The sequence below is a fragment of the Xylophilus sp. genome (assembly GCA_009914555.1).
Classification (GTDB): domain Bacteria; phylum Pseudomonadota; class Gammaproteobacteria; order Burkholderiales; family Burkholderiaceae_C; genus WNDY01.
Map to the genome: position 1 here is coordinate 281,725 of WNDY01000001.1, position 19,283 is coordinate 301,007.

The following is a 19,283-nucleotide window of genomic DNA, read 5'->3' on the forward strand; positions in this document are numbered from 1 at the left end:
TGGCAACGCTTATGGCTCGCCCGCCACCGAGGTATACCCCCGGGGCGCCGGCTACCTGAACTTCGGCAGGTTGAACTGCGGCGGCACGCCCATGCGGGTGTTGATGATCCACTGCTGCGCGATCGACAGCAGGTTGTTCGTGATCCAGTACAGCACCAGGCCGGCCGGGAAGAAGAAGAACATCACGCTGAAGGCCAGCGGCATGATCCACATGAGCTTGGCCTGCATCGGATCCGGCGGCGCGGGGTTCAGCGCGGTCTGCAGCAGCGACGACAGCGTCATCAGCACCGGCAGGATGAAGAACGGGTCGGGTGCCGACAGGTCGCGGATCCACAGGATCCAGGGCGCGCCGCGCATCTCGACGCTCGACAGCAGCACCCAGTACAGCGCGATGAACACCGGGATCTGGATCATGATCGGGAAGCAGCCGCCCATCGGGTTGACCTTCTCCTCGCGGTAGATGCGCATCATCTCCTGCTGCATCTGCTGCGGCTTGTCCTTCAGCCGCTCGCGCAGCTCCTGGATGCGCGGGTTGATCGCCTTCATCTTGGCCATGCTGGCATACGCCTTGGCGTTGAGCCAGTAGAACGCGGCCTTGAGCAGCAGCACCAGCGCGACGATGGACCAGCCCCAGTTGTGCAGCACCTTGTGCAGCTGGTCGAGCAGCCAGTACAGCGGCTTGGCCAGGATCGTGAGCCAGCCGTAGTCCTTGACCAGCTCCAGGCCCGGGGCCAGCGCTTCGAGACGCTTTTCCTCCTGCGGGCCGGCGAACAGCTGGGCGTCGACCGTCTTGGTCTCGCCGGGGTTGACGGCGCCCAGCGGCGTGATCATGCCGACGGCGTAGAGGTTGGTGTCGACCTTGCGCACGAACAGTTCGCGCTTGACGCCCTGCGCCAGCAGCCAGGCCGAGGCGAAGTAGTGCTGCACCATTGCGACGTAGCCGTTGTCGGCCTCGTGCTCGATGCTGGCCTTGCCGTTCTCGATGTTCTTGAACTCGATCTTCTTGTACTTCTGGCTCTCGGTGTAGACCGCCGGGCCGGTGAAGGTGGAATAGAACGAGGATTCTCCGGGCGGCTTGTTGCCGTCGCGCACCAGCTGCAGGTAGAGCTGCGGCGACACGGGCGCGGCGCCGGTGTTGGTCACCTCGTGGCGCACCGCCACGGCATAGGAGCCGCGCTTCAGGGTGTAGACCTTGGCCAGCTTGACGCCGCCGAGGTCGGCCGATTCGAAGCGAACGGTCAGCGTGTCCTCGCCGGCCTGGAGCGTGCGCGGACCCGGCACGGCGGTGAAGGCCGTCTTGTGGGTCGGGAAGCTGCCGCCGATCAGGCCGGTCTGGGCCAGGTAGACGCGCTGCACGCTCTCGTCGAACAGGGTCACCGGCCGCTTCGGGTCGGCAGAGTCGGCCTGGGTCAGCAGTTCGCCCTGGACCAGGGTGGCGCCTTCGCTGTCGAAGGTCAGGCGCAGCACGTCGCTAGAGACGGTGGTGTGCTCATGCGCGGTCGCGGCCGGCGCGGCGGCCGGGTCCGGAATCGCGCCCGGCTGGGCCGGCGCGGCGCCGCTGGCGGCGGCCGTGCTGGTCGGCACGGAGGCATCGCCTGCGGCGGCGGGCGGGGCGGCCGGCGTGCCCGGCGCTGCGGGCGCACTGGCCGTCGTGCCCGGGAAGAACGTGACCTGGTGGCCGTTGTGGACCTGCCACTTGTCCCACAGCAGGACCAGCGCAAAGCCAAAGATCACCCAGAGGATGGTGCGGCGGATGTCGTTCATGAAGACTTCTCGGGAGAGGAAGGAGGCTCGCCGGCACAGCGCGTGCCGGCCGAGAGCCCCCACCGGGAAAACAGCCCCGCTGTCGCCGGGACCGGATCGTGCCCGCCGGCGCAGCAGGGTTGGCAGCGCGCCAGCCGGCGCAGGGTGAGGTAGCTGCCGCCGAGCGCGCCGTGGCGCTCCAGCGCCTCGATCGCATAGGCCGAGCAGGTCGGCTCGAAGCGGCAGGCGCTGCCGACCCAGGGGCTCAGCAGCAGCCGGTAGCCGCGGACCAGTCCGACCAGCAGGCGGCGCAGCATCGCTTTCAGCCCTTCGGCGCCGCGGTGCCGCGGCGGAACAGCTGGTGCAGTTCCTCCCGCAGCGCCAGGCGCAGCCGTTCGGAGCGGGCGCTCACGAATTCGGTGCGGTCGAAAGCCGCGCGCAGGCGCACCACGTGGGCCGCAGGCGCGAGGCCGGCCTCGTATTCGTGCGCCACCGCATGGATCTGCCGCCGGATCGCGTTGCGCGTGACCGCGCGGCGCGCCCAGCGCTTGGGCACCAGCGCGCCGAGCCAGACGGCCGGCATGCCGAACAGGGCCTGCGGCTCTTGCGGTGGCAAGGAGCCGGGCCCTGTCGCGGGATCGGAGGGGGAGGCTGCTGCGGCAGCGGCGCCGTCGGCCAGCAGGAGGCGGTGCAGTGCGAAATGCGGCGTGCGCGCGATCGTGCCGCCCGCCATGGCCGCCTGGAACTGCGGTCGCGTCTTCAGCCGGTGCACGCTGCCATATCCTGCCCGGACCACGTGGCGCGCTGCGCCAGCGTTCGGCCGGGAAGGCTCAAACGGCGAGGCGCTTGCGGCCCTTGGCGCGGCGTGCATTGATCACGGCGCGACCGCCGCGGGTCTTCATGCGGACGAGAAAGCCGTGGGTGCGGGCGCGGCGGATCTTGGAAGGCTGGTAGGTGCGTTTCATGTTCGATATTCCTGGAGAAAGCGGGGAAAGGGGTTCCGTGCGGCCCGTGGGTTGGTGTCCGCATGCGCGGCCCGCGTCCCATTGCCCTGAAACGGCTTTCAGGGAAATCCGCGATTATCGCAGCCCCATGGGTGGATGGCAATGCCCGACCACCGCGACGGGAGCCGGCGGCACAATGCGGGCATGCCCATGCCGCCGCCGTCCCGGCCGTCCGCCCCCGCCGTCACGCGGGTTGCGCCGCGCCCGGCCACCGTGCTGGGCCGCCTGCAGGAGCTGTGGCCGGTGCGGGCCACCGAGCTGTGGATCGATGCCGAAGGCCTGCGCATGAGCGCGGCCATGGCCTTCTACGGCATGCTGAGCCTGGCGCCGATGCTGGTGCTGCTGGTGGCCACGCTGGGCTGGTGGGTGGGCCGCAGCTTCGTGGCCAGCAACCTGGTTGCGCAGGCCCGGCTGGTGATCGGCGACAAGGGCGCCGAGGTGGTGCAGCAGGCGCTGGAGAGCGCCCGGGCGCCGTCGGAGGGCATCACCGCGACGGTGATTGCCTTCGTGCTGCTGGCTTCGGGCGCGACCGGCGTGTTCGCCGAGCTGCAGGCCGGCTTCCAGCGCGTGTGGCACCACGGCCGCGCGGAGATGCCCGCGCCGAAGTGGTGGTACAGCGCCTGGCAGCGGCTGCGCGGCATGGTCTACATCCTGATGCTGGGCATCCTGCTGCTGGCGTCGCTGGTGGTGACGACGGTGCTGGCCGTGGTGGAGCGCTGGGCGACCGCGCGCTTCATGCTGGAGGACGTAGTGCGGCTGGTCAACGAGGGCGTGTCGATCGCGATCATCGTCGCGCTGTTCACCGCGCTGATGCGGCTGTCGGGCGGCCGGCATCCGCGGCTGCGCTACCTGGTGGGCGGCGCCACCGTGGGTGCGCTGCTGTTCACCGCAGGCAAGCACCTGCTGGCCATCTACCTGTCGACCGCGGCGGTCGTCTCGGCCTACGGCGCGGCCGGCTCGCTGGTCGTGGTGCTGGTGTGGATCTACTTCTCGGCCGCGGTGGTGCTGTTCTCCGCGGCCTGCGCCCGCGCGTTCGAGGACGGGCAGGCGCTGCACCGGGCGCGAAAACAGGCGTGGCTCGATACCCCTCGGAGGTAGAGGCTAACGCGGGCGACCGGCACCCGCCTCCAGCCTATACCCCAAGGAGGATCAGTTCTCTGCGAACGCGCGCTCGACGACGAAGTCGCCGGGGGTGGTGGTGTTGCCCTCCTTGAAGCCGCGGGCCTCGAACAGGTGCTTGAGGTCGCTGAGCATCGCCGGGCTGCCGCAGAGCATCACACGGTCCTCGGCCGCGGTGATCGGCGGCAGGCCGAGGTCGCTCGCGAGCTTGCCGCTTTCGATCAGGTCGGTGATGCGGCCCTGGTTGCGGAACGGCTCGCGCGTGACCGTGGGGTAATAGAGGAGCTTGTCCTTCACGATCTCGCCGAGGAATCCATGCGCATGCAGGTCCTCGCTGAAGAGCTTGCTGTAGGCCAGCTCGTCGACCTGGCGCACCCCGTGCACCACGATGACCTTCTCGAACTTCTCGTAGGTCTCGGGGTCGCGCGCGACCGACAGGAAGGGCGCCAGGCCGGTGCCGGTGCCCAGCAGCCACAGGCGCTTGCCGGGCAGCAGGTAGTCGGTCAGCAGGGTGCCGGTGGGCTTCTTGCCCACGATGATCGTGTCGCCGACCTGGATGTGCTGCAGCCGCGAGGTCAGCGGGCCGTCGTCCACCTTGATGCTGAGGAACTCCAGGTGCTCCTCGTAGTTCGGACTCGCGATGCTGTAGGCGCGCAGCAGCGGCTTGCCGTTGACCTTCAGGCCGATCATGGTGAAGTGGCCGTTGGAGAAGCGCAGCGAGGCGTCGCGCGTGGTGGTGAAGGAGAACAGGCGGTCGGTCCAGTGGTGGACGGAGAGGACGCGTTCTTCGTTGAAGGCACTCATGGTCTGGCAGCAGGATGGAAGTGGGCGACGGGGACGGTGGCTCGCGGCGCGCGCACGAAACGAGAGGGCTGGAAGGCGGCGGCAGCTGGCTGGAAGCAGTCCGCGGCAGGGCCGGCGGCCGGTGCGCGAGGGTCGGCATTTTCGCACGCTCGCGCGGAGAAGGCCTCGGCTGCTTAGCGCATGTGGTTATATGAAGGTTGCGCAGGGCCGCGTTCTGCGCCCGGGATCAGCGCGGTCCGCGGCCGCCGGGAGTCGGGCACGAAGTGCTCCAGCGACCCGTCTCCGCATGCTCGCTCCACTTTCGATACCACGACGTGGTATCCGCCGTACCATCTGCGGAACTGCCGTTTGGCCTGCAGGTGCGTGGAGGCCGAGGCGAATGCCGTGAGCGGCGCTTCGCCCAGCAGCGTATGGAACACGGTGCCCAGCGCGGCCCGGATGCCGCCAAGCACGACCAGCTGCTGCCCCACCGGGCCTTTGCCGGGGCCGGCGAAAGGCGGCAGAAAGACGGCGAAGAACAGCAGTGCCTGCGGATCGAGCAGGCTGTTGAGCATGGCGCGCAGGCAGACCGACCGCAGCGTCGCCTGGGGCGCCGCTTCCGCCGGGCCCGGTCCGCCGGCCGGCGCAGGGCCTGGCGGGCCATCCACAGCAGCTAGGTCGCGACCGCCGCCGTCACGCCGGCTGCCGTCAGCACGGTGAGAACCCGGTCGGCCAGGCCGATGCCCAGCGCCGCCGCCGCACCGCCCGCGGGTCCGCAGGCAGCCACGAAGCCCCAGACGGTGGATGTGGCCGTCAACGGTGCGCAGCAGGGGCTGGCCGTGGCCGTCATGGGGCTGCTGCGGCCCGGCGACTCCTGGCCGCGGACGCGCTGACCTACCCCGGCCAGGCCGTGGCCGACGGCGGCGATCCGTGAGGCGCAGCCGGCCGCGGCCGGTGTCCCGTGGTGCAATAGCGCCCGTGCAGGGTGTCCCACCCGCGCATGCCCATCCATGCAACAAGCGAGGTTCTCCTTGAGACAGACGACACGACGCTCCCTGCTGCTGGCTGCGGCGGCCGCGGCTGTGCCGGCCGCCCGTGCGCAGCCGGCCGCCGGCCGCCCGATCCGCATCGGCGAGATCAACAGCTACAAGGCGCAGCCAGCCTTCCTCGAACCCTACCGCAAGGGGATGGAGCTGGCCGTGGCCCAGGTCAATGCCGCCGGCGGCATCGGCGGGCGGCCGCTGGAGCTGGTCGTGCGCGACGACAACGGCAACCCCGGCGACGCGGTGCGCGCGGCCGAGGAGCTGTACACCCGCGAGAAGATCGACGTGCTGACCGGCGCCTTCCTGTCGCACGTGGGGCTGGCGCTGACCGACTTCGCGCGGCAGAAGCAGCGCTTCTACCTGGCCTCGGAGCCGCTGACCGACAAGATCGTCTGGGAGAACGGCAACCGCTACACCTTCCGCCTGCGCCCCTCGACCTGGATGCAGGTCGCCATGCTGGTGCCCGAGGCCGCCGCGCTGAAGAAGAAGCGCTGGGCCATCGTCTACCCGAACTACGAATACGGCCAGTCGGCCGCGGCCACGTTCAAGAAGCTGCTGGCCGCCGCCCAGCCGGGTGTGGAATTCGTCGCCGAGCAGGCCGCGCCGCTCGGCAAGGTCGATGCCGGCAGCGTCGCCCAGGCGCTGGCCGACGCCAAGCCCGACGCGATCTTCAACGTGCTGTTCGCGGCCGACCTGGCCAAGTTCGTGCGCGAGGGCAACACGCGCGGCCTGTTCGAGCAGCGGCCGGTGGTCAGCCTGCTGTCGGGCGAGCCGGAATACCTCGATACGCTCAAGGCCGAGACACCCGACGGCTGGATCGTCACCGGCTACCCCTGGTATGCCATCCGGACGCCCGAGCACCGCGCCTTCCTCGACGCCTACCAGGCGCGCTTCAAGGACTATCCGCGCGCTGGCTCGGTCGTGGGCTACAACGCCATCGCCTCGATCGCCGCGGGCCTGCGCAGGACCGGCGGCTCGGCCGACACCGAAAAGCTCATCGCCGCCTTCCGCGGCCTGCGCGTGGACACGCCATTCGGCCCCATCGTCTACCGCGCCCAGGACCACCAGTCCACCATGGGCGCCTACGTCGGCCGCACGAAGAACGACGGCGGCAAGGGCGTGATGGTGGATTTCAAGTACCAGGACGGCGCGAAGTTCCAGCCCGCCGACGCCGACATCAAGGCCTGGCGCAAGGAATAGATCAGGGGAGTATTCGTCCACAGTGCATATTCTTGGAGCACTGTGGGGATATACCCCCCCCAAAATCCTTATGGACCTTGCTGCTCTTCTCGTCCAGCTGCTCAACGGCCTGGCGGGCGCGTCCTCGCTGTTCCTCGTGGCGGTCGGGCTGTCGCTGATCTTCGGCGTCACCCGCATCGTCAACTTTGCGCACGGCTCGCTGTTCATGGTCGGCGCCTACGCGGCCTGGTCGCTGGCCGAGGCGCTGGGCGCGGGCCGGGGCTTCTGGCCCGCGCTGCCGCTGGCGGCGCTGGCCTGCGGCGCGCTCGGCGCGGCGGTCGAGATCGTGCTGCTGCGCCGCATCTACCGCGCGCCCGAGCTGTTGCAGCTGCTGGCGACCTTCGCGCTGGTGCTGGTGATCCGCGACGCGGTGCTCTGGCACTGGGGCCCCGGGGAACTGCTGGGCCCGCGCGCGCCCGGCCTCGAAGGCGCGGTGCGGATCCTGGAGCGGCGCTTTCCGGTCTACGACCTGTTCCTGATCGCCGTCGGCCCGCTGGTCTGGCTCGGCCTGCACCTGCTGCTGGTTCGCACCCGCTGGGGCCTGCTGGTGCGCGCCGCCACCGAGGACCGCGGTATGGCCGGCGCGCTGGGCATCAACGAGGCGTGGCTCTTCACCGGCGTATTCGCGCTCGGCGCGGCGCTGGCCGGGCTGGCGAGCGCATTGCAGCTGCCGCGCGAGCCGGCCAGCCTGGAGATGAACCTGGCCACCATCGGCTCGGCCTTCGTCGTCGTCGTCGTGGGCGGCATGGGTTCGATCGGCGGCGCCTTCGCGGCCGCGCTGCTGGTGGCCGAGCTCAAGGCGCTGTGCATCTGGCTCGGCGTGGTGGATGTCTTCGGCGTGGCCGTCGCGTTTCCGAAGCTCACGCTGGCGGCCGCCTTCCTCGTCATGGCCGTGGTGCTGGTGCTGCGGCCCTGGGGCCTGCGCGGCAAACCGCAGCCCGCGCCGCGCGCGCCGGGCGGGTCCGAGCCGCCGCTGCGCCGCGCCGGCCCGCGCGCGCGCATCGCCTGGGCCGCGGGGCTCGTCGCGCTGGCACTGCTGCCCCTGGCGGCTGCGCAGTCGCCCTACCTGCTGGTGCTGGGCGCCGAGATGCTGGTGGCCGCGCTGTTCGCGGCCAGCCTGCACTTCCTGATCGGGCCGGCCGGCATGCATTCGTTCGGCCATGCGGCCTACTTCGGCATCGGCGCCTATGCGGCGGCGCTGCTGGTGCGCGCGGCCGGCTGGCCGATGGAGGCGGCGCTGCTCTGCGGCTGGTTCTGCGTGCGCCTCGCGGGCGTGTACCTGGCGATGCTCACGCTGGCCTTCGCGCAGATCACCTGGGCCGTCTGCTTCCAGTGGGATGCGTTCACCGGCGGCAGCAACGGCCTCACGGGCGTGTGGCCGGCCGCCTGGCTGCAGTCGCCGGGCGCGTTCTACCTGCTCGCGCTGGCCTGCACCGCGGCCGGCGTGCTGGCGCTGCGCCGGCTGCTGTTCGCGCCGTTCGGCCATGCGCTGCGCGCGGTGCGCGACGCACCGCTGCGCGCCGAGGCCATCGGCATCGACGCGCGGCGCACGCAGTGGATGGGCTTTGCGGTGGCGGGTCTGTTCGCCGGTGTGGCCGGGGCGCTGTTCGCGTTCTCCAAGGGCGGTGTCTCGCCGGAGGCGCTGTCGGTCGGCCGCTCGGTCGATGCGCTGGCGATGGTGCTGCTCGGCGGCGTGCAGACGCTGGCCGGGCCGCTCGCGGGCGCGGCCGTGTTCACCTGGCTGCACGACAGCATCGCGCGCAGCACCGACTACCGGCGCGCCGTGCTCGGCGGCACCCTCCTGCTGCTGGTGCTGCTGTTCCCGCAGGGCATCGCCGGCGGGTTCAAGCAGCTCGCGGCGCGCAGGCGCGGATGACGGCGGTGCTGGAGGTCCGGGGCCTGCGCAAATCCTTCGGCGGCGTGCTCGCGGTCGATGGCGTGGGCTTCGCGGTCGCGGCCGGCGAAATGCTGGCGCTGATCGGGCCCAACGGCGCGGGCAAGTCCACCACCTTCAACATGGTCGGCGGACAGTTGAAGCCCGATGCCGGCTCGGTGCGGCTCGCCGGCCGCGAGATCGCCGGCCTGCCGCCGCGCGCCGTCTGGCGGCAGGGCGTCGGCCGCACCTTCCAGGTCGCGCAGACCTTCGGGTCGCTCACCGTGGCCGAGAACGTGCAGATGGCGCTGCTGTCGGCCGACGGCCGGGCCTGGGCGCCCTGGCGCCGCGCGGCCGGCTACCGGCGCGGCGACGCGCTCGCCTTGCTCGATGTGGCCGGTCTGCGCGCGCAGGCCGACGCGCCCTGCGCCGCCCTGGCCTATGGCGACGTCAAGCGCGTGGAGCTGGCCCTGGCGCTGGCCCACGGCCCGCGCCTGCTGCTGATGGACGAGCCCACGGCCGGCATGGCGCCGGCCGAGCGCGGCGAACTCATGGCGCAGGTGCGCCGCATCGCGAGCGCGCGGCAGATCGCCGTGCTGTTCACCGAGCACAGCATGGACGTGGTCTTCGCCCATGCCGACCGCGTGCTGGTGCTGGCCCGCGGCCGGACGATCGCCGAAGGTCCGCCGGCGCAGGTGCGCGCCGACGCGCAGGTGCAGTCCGTCTATCTCGGAGGCGCGGCATGACCATGGACGACGTGCTGCTGCAGGCCCGCGGGCTCGACGCCTGGTACGGTGCCGCGCAGGTGCTGTTCGGCATCGACATCGCCGTGCGGCGCGGCGAGGTGGTCGCGCTCATGGGCCGCAACGGCGCCGGCAAGTCGACCACGCTGAAGGCGCTGATCGGGCTGGAGGTGCGCCGCCGCGGCAGCGTGCGCTTCATGGGCCAAGACCTGTCGCGCAGCGAGCCGTTCGAGGCCGCGCGCCGCGGCCTGGGCTACGTGCCGGAAGACCGCCGCGTCTTCACCGGCCTCACGGTCGCGCAGAACCTCGACGTGGGCCGCCAGCCGCCGCGCGCATGGCCCGACGGCACGCCCGTGCCGGTGTGGACGCCCGAGCGGCTCTATCGGCTTTTTCCCAACCTCGGCGAGATGCCCACGCGTCCTGGCGCCCGCATGAGCGGCGGTGAGCAGCAGATGCTGGCCGTAGCGCGCACGCTGATGGGCAACCCCTACCTCGTGCTGCTCGACGAGCCGTCGGAAGGCGTCGCGCCGCTCATCGTCGCGCAGATGGCTGAGGCCATCCTCGCGCTCAAGCGCAACGGCGTGGCCGTGCTGCTGTGCGAACAGAACCTGGGCTTCGCCGAACGCGTGGCCGACCGGGTCGTCGTGCTCGAAAAAGGCCAGGTCCGCCATGCGGACTCCATGGCCGCGTTCCGGGGTGCCACGGCTGCGCGCGTCACACTCCTGGGCGTGTAGGAAAAGCACGCGATTGCGCGATCCGCATATGTAAAACCGCTTTGTGCGGATGACATCGGATACCCTGAAACTCCCGCGCCGCAATCGCAGTCCAATAGCAGGGGCTCGGTTGCGGCAGGGGCACAGTCCTTGCATACTGGACTCCGAGAACAGCAGTCCTGCCTCGCGGGCATTCCAGCCGGCCCGCGGCGCAGCGCCCCGTGAATGTATGGAGGTGTTGGATGGATGTGATCAGCAATTTCGCCGCGCGGTACGAGCGCACCCGCGAAGAAGTTCTTTCGTTGCAGGAATACCTGGACATCTGCAAGCGCGAGCCCCAGGCCTATGCCACGGCGGCCGAGCGCATGCTCGCGGCGATCGGCGAGCCCGAAGTCGTCGACACGCGCAACGACCCGCGCCTTTCGCGCATCTTCGCCAACAAGGTCATCAAGATCTACCCGGCGTTCCGCGAGTTCTATGGCATGGAGGACGCGATCGAGCAGGTCGTGTCGTACTTCCGGCATGCCGCGCAGGGGCTCGAAGAGAAGAAGCAGATCCTCTACCTGCTCGGCCCTGTGGGCGGCGGCAAGAGTTCGATCGCCGAGCGGCTCAAGCAGCTCATCGAGAAGGTGCCGTTCTATGCGACCCAGGGCTCGCCGGTGAACGAGTCGCCGCTCGGCCTGTTCGACGTCAACGAGGACGGCCCGATCCTCGAGAAGGAATACGGCATTCCGCGCCGCTACCTCAACCGCATCCTCTCGCCCTGGGCCGTCAAGCGGCTGGAGGAATACGGCGGCGACATCCGCCAGTTCAAGGTCGTCAAGCGCTACCCGTCGGTGTTGAAGCAGATCGCCGTGGCCAAGACCGAGCCGGGCGACGAGAACAACCAGGACATCTCCAGCCTGGTCGGCAAGATCGACATCCGCAAGCTCGAAACCTATGCGCAGGACGACCCGGACGCCTACAGCTATTCCGGCGGCCTGTGCCTGGCCAACCAGGGCCTGCTCGAATTCGTGGAAATGTTCAAGGCGCCGATCAAGGTGCTGCACCCGCTGCTCACGGCCACGCAGGAAGGCAACTTCAAGGGCACCGAGGGCTTCGGCGCCATCCCGTTCGACGGCGTCGTGCTCGCGCACAGCAACGAGAGCGAATGGAAGGCGTTCCGCAACAACAAGAACAACGAGGCCTTCCTCGACCGGATCTACATCGTCAAGGTGCCGTACTGCCTGCGCGTGTCCGAGGAGGTCAAGATCTACGAGAAGCTGGTGCGCAACTCGTCGCTCGCGGCCGCGCCCTGCGCGCCCGGCACGCTGAAGATGATGGCCCAGTTCTCGGTGCTCACGCGGCTCAAGGAGCCGGAGAACTCCAGCATCTTCAGCAAGAGCCAGGTCTACGACGGCGAAAGCCTCAAGGACACCGACCCCAAGGCCAAGTCGATCCAGGAGTACCGCGACTATGCGGGCGTGGACGAGGGCATGAACGGCGTGTCCACGCGGTTCGCGTTCAAGATCCTGTCGAAGGTCTTCAACTTCGACTCGACCGAGGTCGCGGCCAACCCGGTGCATCTGATGTACGTGCTGGAGCAGCAGATCGCGCGCGAGCAGTTCCCCGCCGAGGTCGAGCAGAAGTACATCAACTACATCAAGGAGCTGCTGGCCCCGCGCTATGCCGAGTTCATCGGCAAGGAGATCCAGACGGCCTACCTGGAGAGCTATTCCGAATACGGCCAGAACATCTTCGACCGCTACGTCACCTATGCCGACTACTGGATCCAGGACCAGGAGTACCGCGACCCGGACACCGGCGAGATCTTCGACCGCGCGTCGCTCAACGCGGAACTGGAGAAGATCGAGAAGCCCGCGGGCATCAGCAATCCCAAGGACTTCCGCAACGAGATCGTCAACTTCGTGCTGCGCGCGCGGGCCAACAACTACGGCAACAACCCGCTGTGGACCAGCTACGAGAAGCTGCGCACGGTGATCGAGAAGAAGATGTTCTCCAACACCGAGGAACTGCTGCCGGTCATCAGCTTTAACGCCAAGAGCAGCGCCGACGAGCAGAAGAAGCACGAAGACTTCGTCAACCGCATGGTCGAGAAGGGCTACACGCCCAAGCAGGTGCGCCTGCTCTGCGAGTGGTACCTGCGGGTGCGCAAGAGTTCATGACGTTTCGCACAGAACGGTGAGAGCATGGCAGCCCTGCAACAGATCATCGACCGGCGGCTGTCGGGCAAGAACAAGTCGATCGGCAACCGCGAGCGCTTTCTGCGCCGCTACCGCGGCCAGATCCGCGATGCGGTGCGCAAGGCCGTCAGCGGCCGCGGCATCCGCAACCTGGAGCAGGGCGAAGACATCACGCTGCCCAGGCGCGACGTGTCCGAGCCGGTCTTCGGCCATGCGCAGGGCGGCGACCGCGAATACGTGCACCCGGGCAACCGCGAGTACGTGCGCGGCGACCGCATCCAGCGCCCGCAGGGCGGCGGTGGCGGCGGCTCCGGCAGCGGGCAGGCCAGCGACCAGGGCGAGGGCAACGACGACTTCGTCTTCCACCTGACGAAGGAGGAGTTCATGCAGGTCTTCTTCGAGGACCTGGCCTTGCCGCACCTCGTGCGCACCCAGCTTGCCGAGGTGCCCGAGTGGAAGAGCCACCGCGCCGGGCTCACGAGCGACGGCACGCCCAACAACCTGCACGTGGTGCGCTCCATGCGCGGCGCGCTCGCGCGGCGCATCGCGCTCGGCGGCGACGCGCGGCGCGAGCTGCGGCAGCTGCAGGAGCAGCTGCTGAAGCTCCAGGCCATGCCGGATGCCGATGCCATCGTGCTGCGCGAGATCCGCGACACCGAACTGCGCATCGAGGAGCTGCACCGCACTGCGCGCCACGTGCCGTGGATCGACCCGATCGACCTGCGCTTCCGCAGCCGCGTGCGCGTGCCGGTGCCCAGCGCCAAGGCGGTCATGTTCTGCCTGATGGACGTGTCGGGCTCGATGGACGAGCAGCGCAAGAACATGTCCAAGCGCTTCTTCATGCTGCTCTACCTGTTCCTGACAAGACACTACGAGAAGATCGAACTCGTCTTCATCCGCCATCACACCCAGGCCGAAGAGGTGAGCGAGGACGACTTCTTCCACGCCACCGAGACCGGCGGCACCGTGGTGTCGAGCGCGCTGGTGCTGATGAACGACATCATCCGCGCGCGCTACCCGAGCAGCGAGTGGAACATCTACGGCGCCCAGGCCAGCGACGGCGACAACTGGCACCAGGACAGCGGCCGCTGCCGCAAGCTGCTGGCCGAGCAGATCCTGCCGCTGGTGCGCTACTACGCCTATGTGCAGGTGGCCGAGGCCGAGCAGAACCTCTGGGACGAGTACACGCAGCTCCAGGAAGAGGCGAGCAACTTCGCCATGCGCAAGGTCGGGGACGCGTCCGACATCTACCCGGTGTTCCGCGACCTGTTCAAGAAGGAAGGGACACCGGCATGAGCATTGCGACCCGCACGGAGGCCCGGACCCACCAGCCGCTGCCGAGCCCGGCCGACTGGACCTTCGACCTCATCGAGACCTACCACGCCGAGATCGCCCGCACGGCCGAGGAATTCAAGCTCGACACCTATCCGAACCAGCTGGAGATCATCAGCGCCGAGCAGATGATGGACGCCTACGCCAGCGTGGGCATGCCGGTCATCTACCGCCACTGGTCTTACGGCAAGCAGTTCATCGCCACCGAGAAGAACTACCGGCGCGGCCACATGGGGCTGGCCTACGAGATCGTCATCAACTCCGATCCGTGCATCTCCTACCTCATGGAGGAGAACACCATGGCCATGCAGGCCCTGGTGATCGCGCACGCGGCCTACGGGCACAACAGCTTCTTCAAGAGCAACTACCTGTTCCGCATGTGGACCGATGCGTCGTCGATCATCGACTACCTGGTCTATGCACGGCACTACATCACCGAGTGCGAGGAGCGCCACGGCGTCGACGCGGTCGAGGATCTGCTCGACTCCTGCCACGCGCTGATGAACCACGGCGTGGACCGCTACCGCCGTCCGCAGAAACTCTCGCTCGCGCAGGAGAAGCTGCGCCGCGAGGAGCGCGAGCAGTACCGCCAGCAGCAGATCAACGACCTCTGGCGCACGCTGCCGCGTCGCAGCGACACGGGCACCAGCGAAGAGGCCGCGCGCCGCTTCCCGGCCGAGCCGCAGGAGAACCTGCTCTACTTCATCGAGAAGAACGCGCCGCTGCTGGAGTCCTGGCAGCGCGAGGTGGTGCGCATCGTGCGCAAGGTGGCGCAGTACTTCTACCCGCAGCGCCAGACCCAGGTCATGAACGAGGGCTGGGCGACCTTCTGGCACTACACGCTGCTCAACACGCTGTACGACCGCGGCCGGCTGGCCGACGGCTTCATGATGGAGTGGCTCCAGTCCCATTCTGGCGTGGTGTTCCAGCCGCCGGCCGGCCACCGCGGCTACAGCGGCATCAACCCCTATGCGCTGGGCTTCGCGATGTTCAGCGACCTGCGCCGCATCTGCGAGAAGCCCTCGGACGAAGACCGCCGCTGGTTCCCCGACCTGGCCGGCATGCCGTGGCGCGAGTCGCTCGACCATGCGATGCGCAACTTCAAGGACGAGAGCTTCGTCGGCCAGTACCTGTCGCCGAAGCTCATGCGCGACTTCCGCCTGTTCGCCATCCGCGACGAGCAGGGCCGCCCGGAGCTGGAGGTCTCGGCCATCCACGACGAGAGCGGCTACCGCGCGCTGCGCGAATCGCTCTCGCGCCAGTACGACCTGAACCACCGCGAGCCCAACATCCAGGTTTGGAGCGTGAACCTGCGCGGCGACCGCTCGCTCACGCTGCGCCACACCCAACACAACCAGCGCCCGCTGGCCGACGACGCGCAGGAGGTGCTCAAGCACGTCGCCCGGCTCTGGGGCTTCGACGTGCACCTGGAAAGCGTGGGCAGCCAGGGCACGGTCGCGCGGCGCTGGACGGCGGCTGCGCCGCGTGCATAGATACCCCCTGGGGTTATGTGCCCCTGTCGGGCAAACCAAGGGCACATACAGGATATACCCTTCCGGGGTATGGCCTGATACTTCGGAGCCTCAGGCCAGCCGCTCCACCTGCTGCCATGCGAGTTCGGCCACGCGCCCGAAGCGGTCGCCCATGGCCCGCGCGTCCGCGCTCGACGCGGTGCCCCGTGCTGCACGCCCCCGGATGCCGTGCAGGATGCCGGCGAAGCGGAACATGTTGAAGGCGATGTAGAAATCCAGGTCCGGGATGCCCGCGCGGCCGGTGCGCTCGCAGTACGCGGCCACGTAGGCCGCTTCGTCGGGCAGGCCGGCGGCGCGCAGGTCGAGCCCGGCAATGCCGCCCAGGATATCCGGTGGCATGCGGAACATCATCGCGTTGTAGGCGAAGTCGGCGAGCGGATCGCCGAGCGTGGACAGCTCCCAGTCCAGCACCGCCAGCACGCGCGGCTCGCTCGGGTGGAAGATCATGTTGTCGGCGCGGAAGTCGCCGTGGGTGATGGCGGTCTCGTCGGCCGCAGGCAGGTGCCGGGGCAGCCATTCCACCAGCCGGTCCATGGCCGGATGCCGGCCGGCGCGTTTATCGTCCAGGTACTGCTGCGACCAGCGCGCCACCTGGCGGGCGGCGTAGCCGCCGGCCCTGCCATAGTCGGCCAGGCCGATCGCCGCGTAGTCGATGCGGTGCAACTGCGCCAGCGTGGCGTTCATCGCGTCCATGCAGGCGGCGCGCTGGTCCTGCGGCGCGCTGTAGAAGCTGGCGTCCCAGAAGATGCGGCTTTCCACCAGGTCCATCACGAAGAACCAGCTGCCGATCACGCCGTCGTCGGTGCACAGGCCGTGGACGCGCGGGACCGGAAAGCCCGCCTGGCCCAGGGCCGACATGACGCGCGCCTCGCGGTCCACCGCGTGGGCGCCCTTGAGCAGCACCCCTGGCGGCTTGCGGCGCAGCACGTAGCTGGCGCCGGGCGTGCGCAGCCGGTAGGTGGGGTTGGACTGCCCGCCCTTGAACTGGTCCACCTGCAGCGGGCCGGCGTAGCCCGCCACGTTCCGTTGCATCCAGCGCGCGAGCGCCGCCTCGTCGATGCGATGCTGCTCGCGCACCGGCGTGGTGCCGCCGAAGTCATGCTCAGCCACGGGCGCCTCCTGCCAGCGCTTCGCGCTTGATCTTCTTGGCCAGCGACCACTTGTGGACTTCGGTCGGGCCGTCGTAGATGCGGAAGGCGCGCACCTCGCGGAACACCTGCTCGACGATGGTGTCGCCTAGCACGCCGGAGCCGCCCATGACCTGCACGCAGCGGTCGGCCACGCGGAACAGCGCGTCGGAGACCGCGACCTTGACCATCGAGCTTTCGGCGATGGCCTGCGAGCCGGTGTCGAGCACGCCCGCGCACCAGTCGATCATGAGCGCCGCCTGCTGCAGGTCGATCAGGTTGTCGGCCAGCATGAAGCCCACGCCCTCGTGGTCGACCAGCAGCTTGCCGAACGCCTTGCGGCGGGTGGCGTAGCCGGAAGCGATCTCGTGGGCCCGCGCGGCCGAGCCCAGCCAGCGCATGCAGTGCGAAAGCCGCGCCGGCGACAGCCGCACCTGGGCATAGCGGAAGCCTTCGTGCACCTGGCCCAGCACGTCCGCGGCAGGCACGCGCAGGTTCTCGATCGCGACCAGCGCATGGCCGCCCGGCATCGAGCTGTCGATGGTATCCAGCACCCGCTCGATGCGGATGGCAGGGTGCGGCAGGTGCACCAGGAACAGGGTGGCCTGCACCTTGTCGGCGCCGCCGGTCCGGGCCATGACGATGCCGACCTCCGCGCCATCGGCGCCGGTAATGCACGTCTTGCGGCCGTTGATGACCCATTCGTCGCCATCCTGCACCGCGGTCGTCTGCAGCATGGAGGGGTCCGAACCCGCTCCGCCGTCGTTCGCCGGCTCGGTCATGAAGAAGGCCGAGCGTGCGTCGCCGCGCACCACCTTGTCGAGGAAGCGGCGCTTCTGCTGCGGCGTGGCCACCTTGCCCAGCAGGAACATGTTGCCCTCGTCCGGCGCCATGGTGTTGACCGCGACCGGACCCAGCGGCGACAGGCCCGAGCGCTTGAGCACCGCGGCCGTTTCCAGCTGCGTCAGATGCTCGCCGTCGGGCAGGATGTGCGGCGTCATCACGCCGGCTTCACGCGCCTTCGCGCGCAGCTCGGCGACCAGGTCGGCCGAGGGGCCGTGGGCGCCGGCGCGCGAGTCGTGCTCGCAGGGCGCGACGACTTCGCGCACGAAGGCTTCCACGCGCTCCGCGATGGCGCGGCTGCGTTCGGTGGGGCAGGGTGTGAACATGGGAAGGGCTCCTCCTCAGAGCGTGCTGACCAGATGGCCGCCGTCGACCGTCAGCACCGATCCGGTCATGTAGCGGGATGCGTCGGAACTGAGCAGCAGCAGCGGGCCGTCCAGGTCCTCCAGCCGCCCCAGGCGGCGCTGCGGGATGCGCCGGATCAGCGCCTTGCCCGCCTCGGTCCGCCAGAAGTCGCCGTTGAGTTCGGTTTCGATGTAGCCCGGCGCCAGCGCATTGACGCGGATGCCGTGGCGGGCCCATTCCAGCGCCAGCGTCTTGGTGAGCTGGATCACGCCGGCCTTGGATACCGCATAGGACACCACGCCGCCAGCCTGCCGCAGGCCCAGGATGGAGGCGATGTTGACGATGCTGCCGCCGCCGCGTCCGCGCATGCCGGGCGCGAACGCCTGGGCCAGGTAGAACATGCCCTTGAGGTTGGTGTCGAGCACGGCGTCCCAGTCGGCCTCGGCATGGTCGAGAGCCGCGGACTCGCGAACTACGCCGGCATTGTTGACGAGAATGTCGACGGCGCCCGCCTGGCGCACCAGGGCGTCGCGCGAGGCGGCGTCGGCCACGTCCAGCGGGATGGCGGTCACCGTGCCGTGGGCCCCGATCCTGCGGACCACGGCGTCCAGGGCATCCAGCCTGCGCGCCGCGATCACGACGTCGGCTCCATGGCGGGCCAGCAGTTCGGCGAAATGCGCGCCCAGGCCGCCGGAGGCGCCCGTCACCAGCGCGCGCTTGCCGGCAAGCGGCGCAAATCCTTCGACCATGGCGGACCTCCTCAGTAGATCGATCATCGATTGTGGGACAATTTCATCCTACCGAAAAGAGGGACGAATTGCCGGACAATCCCGGCATGCCTTCCCGCGCGCCAACCGAGAACCCTGCCTCCTCGCCTGCGACCGGCTTCGATGAAGTCCAGGGGGCGCCGAGCGCATCGGACGTTGTCTTCGCGGGAATCATGAGCGGCCTCGACACGCAGGCGTTCATCCCGGGGCAGCGCCTGGTCGAGGCCGACCTGTCCGCCCACTTCGGCGTGGGCCGCAATTCGGTGCGGGAAGCGCTCCAGCGCCTGGCGGCCGAAGGCGTCGTGATACTGCTGCGCCACCGCGGCGCGGTTATCCGCTCGCTCGGCCTGCAGGACACGCTGGACGTGCTCGACGTGGCCGAGCGCATGACTGGCCTGCTGGCGCGGTCGGCGGCGCGCGCCGGCCGCAGCCGTGACCGGAATGCACAACTGCGGCAGGCGGTCAAGGACCTCGTCGCCGCCGACAGGAGCCAGGACGCCAGCGGCTTTTCCCGGGCCCGGAGGAACTTCTACCGGGCCCTGCTCCAGCTCAGCGGAAGCCAGGAGCTGCGGCGTCTGTTCCCCGCCATCCACATGCCCATCGTGCATGCGCAGCACCGCCTGCCGACGTTGCAGAAGCTCAGGCTCGACGACTACCGGCACATCGCCCGGGCCGTTGTCTCGGGCGACGAGGAGGCCGCCGACGCGGCGGGCAGCGACCATGTACGCAACGTCCGCGCGGCGATCCTGGAGAACGCGCCGCCGCCGTGAACGCCGCCCGCTAAGAAAACTCTGCACGAATCGAATTGAGGTGTGCTTGCAGCGCGCCCTCATCGCCAAGTGATCATGCGGCGTCATGAACGACGCATCTGGACCGCTCGATGACTTCCCATCG

The 19,283-nt window shown here is 69.3% G+C and carries 19 protein-coding genes; 9 read left to right on the forward strand and 10 right to left on the reverse strand.

Annotation, left to right across the window (positions count from 1 at the left end):
* Positions 1–51: 51 nt before the first annotated feature.
* The 4 genes from yidC to rpmH are packed head-to-tail and all read right to left on the reverse strand — an operon-like array spanning position 52 to position 2,708.
* Positions 52–1,764 carry a membrane protein insertase YidC gene (yidC, locus tag GAK38_RS01365; RefSeq protein ID WP_325340739.1) on the reverse strand — a complete coding sequence of 571 codons (1,713 nt, stop codon included), beginning with the start codon at positions 1,762–1,764 and terminating at the stop codon, positions 52–54.
* Positions 1,761–2,060, reverse strand: coding sequence for a membrane protein insertion efficiency factor YidD (yidD, locus tag GAK38_RS01370; RefSeq protein WP_325340741.1), 300 nt, complete (start codon positions 2,058–2,060; stop codon positions 1,761–1,763). Before yidD ends, yidC begins: the two co-directional genes overlap by 4 nt.
* Before the next feature lie 5 nt (positions 2,061–2,065).
* Positions 2,066–2,515, reverse strand: coding sequence for a ribonuclease P protein component (locus GAK38_RS01375; RefSeq protein WP_325340743.1), 450 nt, complete (start codon positions 2,513–2,515; stop codon positions 2,066–2,068).
* A gap of 58 nt (positions 2,516–2,573) precedes the next feature.
* Positions 2,574–2,708, reverse strand: a complete 135-nt coding sequence (rpmH, locus tag GAK38_RS01380) for a 50S ribosomal protein L34 (protein WP_006299042.1) — start codon at positions 2,706–2,708, stop codon at positions 2,574–2,576.
* Between the two features lie 189 nt (positions 2,709–2,897).
* On the opposite strand from rpmH, the gene GAK38_RS01385 reads away from it, so the two are divergent.
* Complete coding sequence (locus tag GAK38_RS01385) at positions 2,898–3,845, forward strand: YihY/virulence factor BrkB family protein (protein ID WP_325340772.1); 948 nt, start codon at positions 2,898–2,900, stop codon at positions 3,843–3,845.
* A 51-nt stretch (positions 3,846–3,896) separates the two neighbouring features.
* On the opposite strand, the gene GAK38_RS01390 is transcribed toward GAK38_RS01385, so the two are convergent.
* The 3 genes from GAK38_RS01390 to GAK38_RS01400 form a co-directional block, all read right to left on the reverse strand.
* Complete coding sequence (locus GAK38_RS01390) at positions 3,897–4,670, reverse strand: ferredoxin--NADP reductase (protein WP_325340774.1); 774 nt, start codon at positions 4,668–4,670, stop codon at positions 3,897–3,899.
* 173 nt (positions 4,671–4,843) lie between these two features.
* On the reverse strand, positions 4,844–5,224 hold the full coding sequence (locus GAK38_RS01395) for a hypothetical protein (protein ID WP_325340775.1): 381 nt from the start codon (positions 5,222–5,224) through the stop codon (positions 4,844–4,846).
* Positions 5,225–5,322: 98 nt separating this feature from the next.
* Positions 5,323–5,499 (reverse strand): hypothetical protein, encoded by a 177-nt coding sequence (locus GAK38_RS01400; RefSeq protein WP_325340776.1) that lies wholly within the window; start codon positions 5,497–5,499, stop codon positions 5,323–5,325.
* Between the two features lie 232 nt (positions 5,500–5,731).
* On the opposite strand from GAK38_RS01400, the gene GAK38_RS01405 reads away from it, so the two are divergent.
* The 7 genes from GAK38_RS01405 to GAK38_RS01435 all read left to right on the forward strand — a co-directional run bounded on the left by GAK38_RS01405 (position 5,732) and on the right by GAK38_RS01435 (position 15,268).
* Positions 5,732–6,892: an ABC transporter substrate-binding protein gene (locus GAK38_RS01405; protein ID WP_325340891.1), complete on the forward strand. Its 1,161-nt coding sequence runs from the start codon at positions 5,732–5,734 to the stop codon at positions 6,890–6,892.
* Between the two features lie 70 nt (positions 6,893–6,962).
* The gene (locus GAK38_RS01410; protein WP_325340778.1) at positions 6,963–8,807 is read left to right on the forward strand and encodes an ABC transporter permease; all 1,845 of its coding nucleotides are present in this window, start codon (positions 6,963–6,965) and stop codon (positions 8,805–8,807) included.
* Entirely contained in the window at positions 8,804–9,550 is a 747-nt protein-coding gene (locus tag GAK38_RS01415; protein WP_325340780.1) for an ABC transporter ATP-binding protein, read from the forward strand. The genes GAK38_RS01410 and GAK38_RS01415 overlap by 4 nt, the downstream gene beginning before the upstream one ends.
* Positions 9,547–10,281: an ABC transporter ATP-binding protein gene (locus GAK38_RS01420; protein ID WP_325340782.1), complete on the forward strand. Its 735-nt coding sequence runs from the start codon at positions 9,547–9,549 to the stop codon at positions 10,279–10,281. Before GAK38_RS01415 ends, GAK38_RS01420 begins: the two co-directional genes overlap by 4 nt.
* 221 nt (positions 10,282–10,502) lie before the next feature.
* Positions 10,503–12,425: a PrkA family serine protein kinase gene (locus GAK38_RS01425; protein ID WP_325340784.1), complete on the forward strand. Its 1,923-nt coding sequence runs from the start codon at positions 10,503–10,505 to the stop codon at positions 12,423–12,425.
* 24 nt (positions 12,426–12,449) lie between these two features.
* Positions 12,450–13,739, forward strand: coding sequence for a YeaH/YhbH family protein (locus GAK38_RS01430; RefSeq protein ID WP_325340786.1), 1,290 nt, complete (start codon positions 12,450–12,452; stop codon positions 13,737–13,739).
* Positions 13,736–15,268 (forward strand): SpoVR family protein, encoded by a 1,533-nt coding sequence (locus GAK38_RS01435; RefSeq protein ID WP_325340788.1) that lies wholly within the window; start codon positions 13,736–13,738, stop codon positions 15,266–15,268. The genes GAK38_RS01430 and GAK38_RS01435 overlap by 4 nt, the downstream gene beginning before the upstream one ends.
* A gap of 90 nt (positions 15,269–15,358) precedes the next feature.
* Here GAK38_RS01435 and GAK38_RS01440 read toward each other — a convergent pair whose 3' ends face one another.
* The 3 genes from GAK38_RS01440 to GAK38_RS01450 are packed head-to-tail and all read right to left on the reverse strand — an operon-like array spanning position 15,359 to position 18,371.
* A complete protein-coding gene (locus GAK38_RS01440) occupies positions 15,359–16,417 on the reverse strand; it encodes a phosphotransferase family protein (protein ID WP_325340790.1) in 1,059 nt (352 codons plus the stop codon).
* Positions 16,410–17,603 (reverse strand): acyl-CoA dehydrogenase family protein, encoded by a 1,194-nt coding sequence (locus GAK38_RS01445; RefSeq protein WP_325340792.1) that lies wholly within the window; start codon positions 17,601–17,603, stop codon positions 16,410–16,412. Before GAK38_RS01445 ends, GAK38_RS01440 begins: the two co-directional genes overlap by 8 nt.
* 15 nt (positions 17,604–17,618) lie before the next feature.
* Entirely contained in the window at positions 17,619–18,371 is a 753-nt protein-coding gene (locus tag GAK38_RS01450; protein WP_325340794.1) for an SDR family NAD(P)-dependent oxidoreductase, read from the reverse strand.
* 191 nt (positions 18,372–18,562) lie between these two features.
* On the opposite strand from GAK38_RS01450, the gene GAK38_RS01455 reads away from it, so the two are divergent.
* On the forward strand, positions 18,563–19,159 hold the full coding sequence (locus GAK38_RS01455; protein WP_325340795.1) for a GntR family transcriptional regulator: 597 nt from the start codon (positions 18,563–18,565) through the stop codon (positions 19,157–19,159).
* The last annotated feature ends 124 nt before the right edge of the window (positions 19,160–19,283 follow it).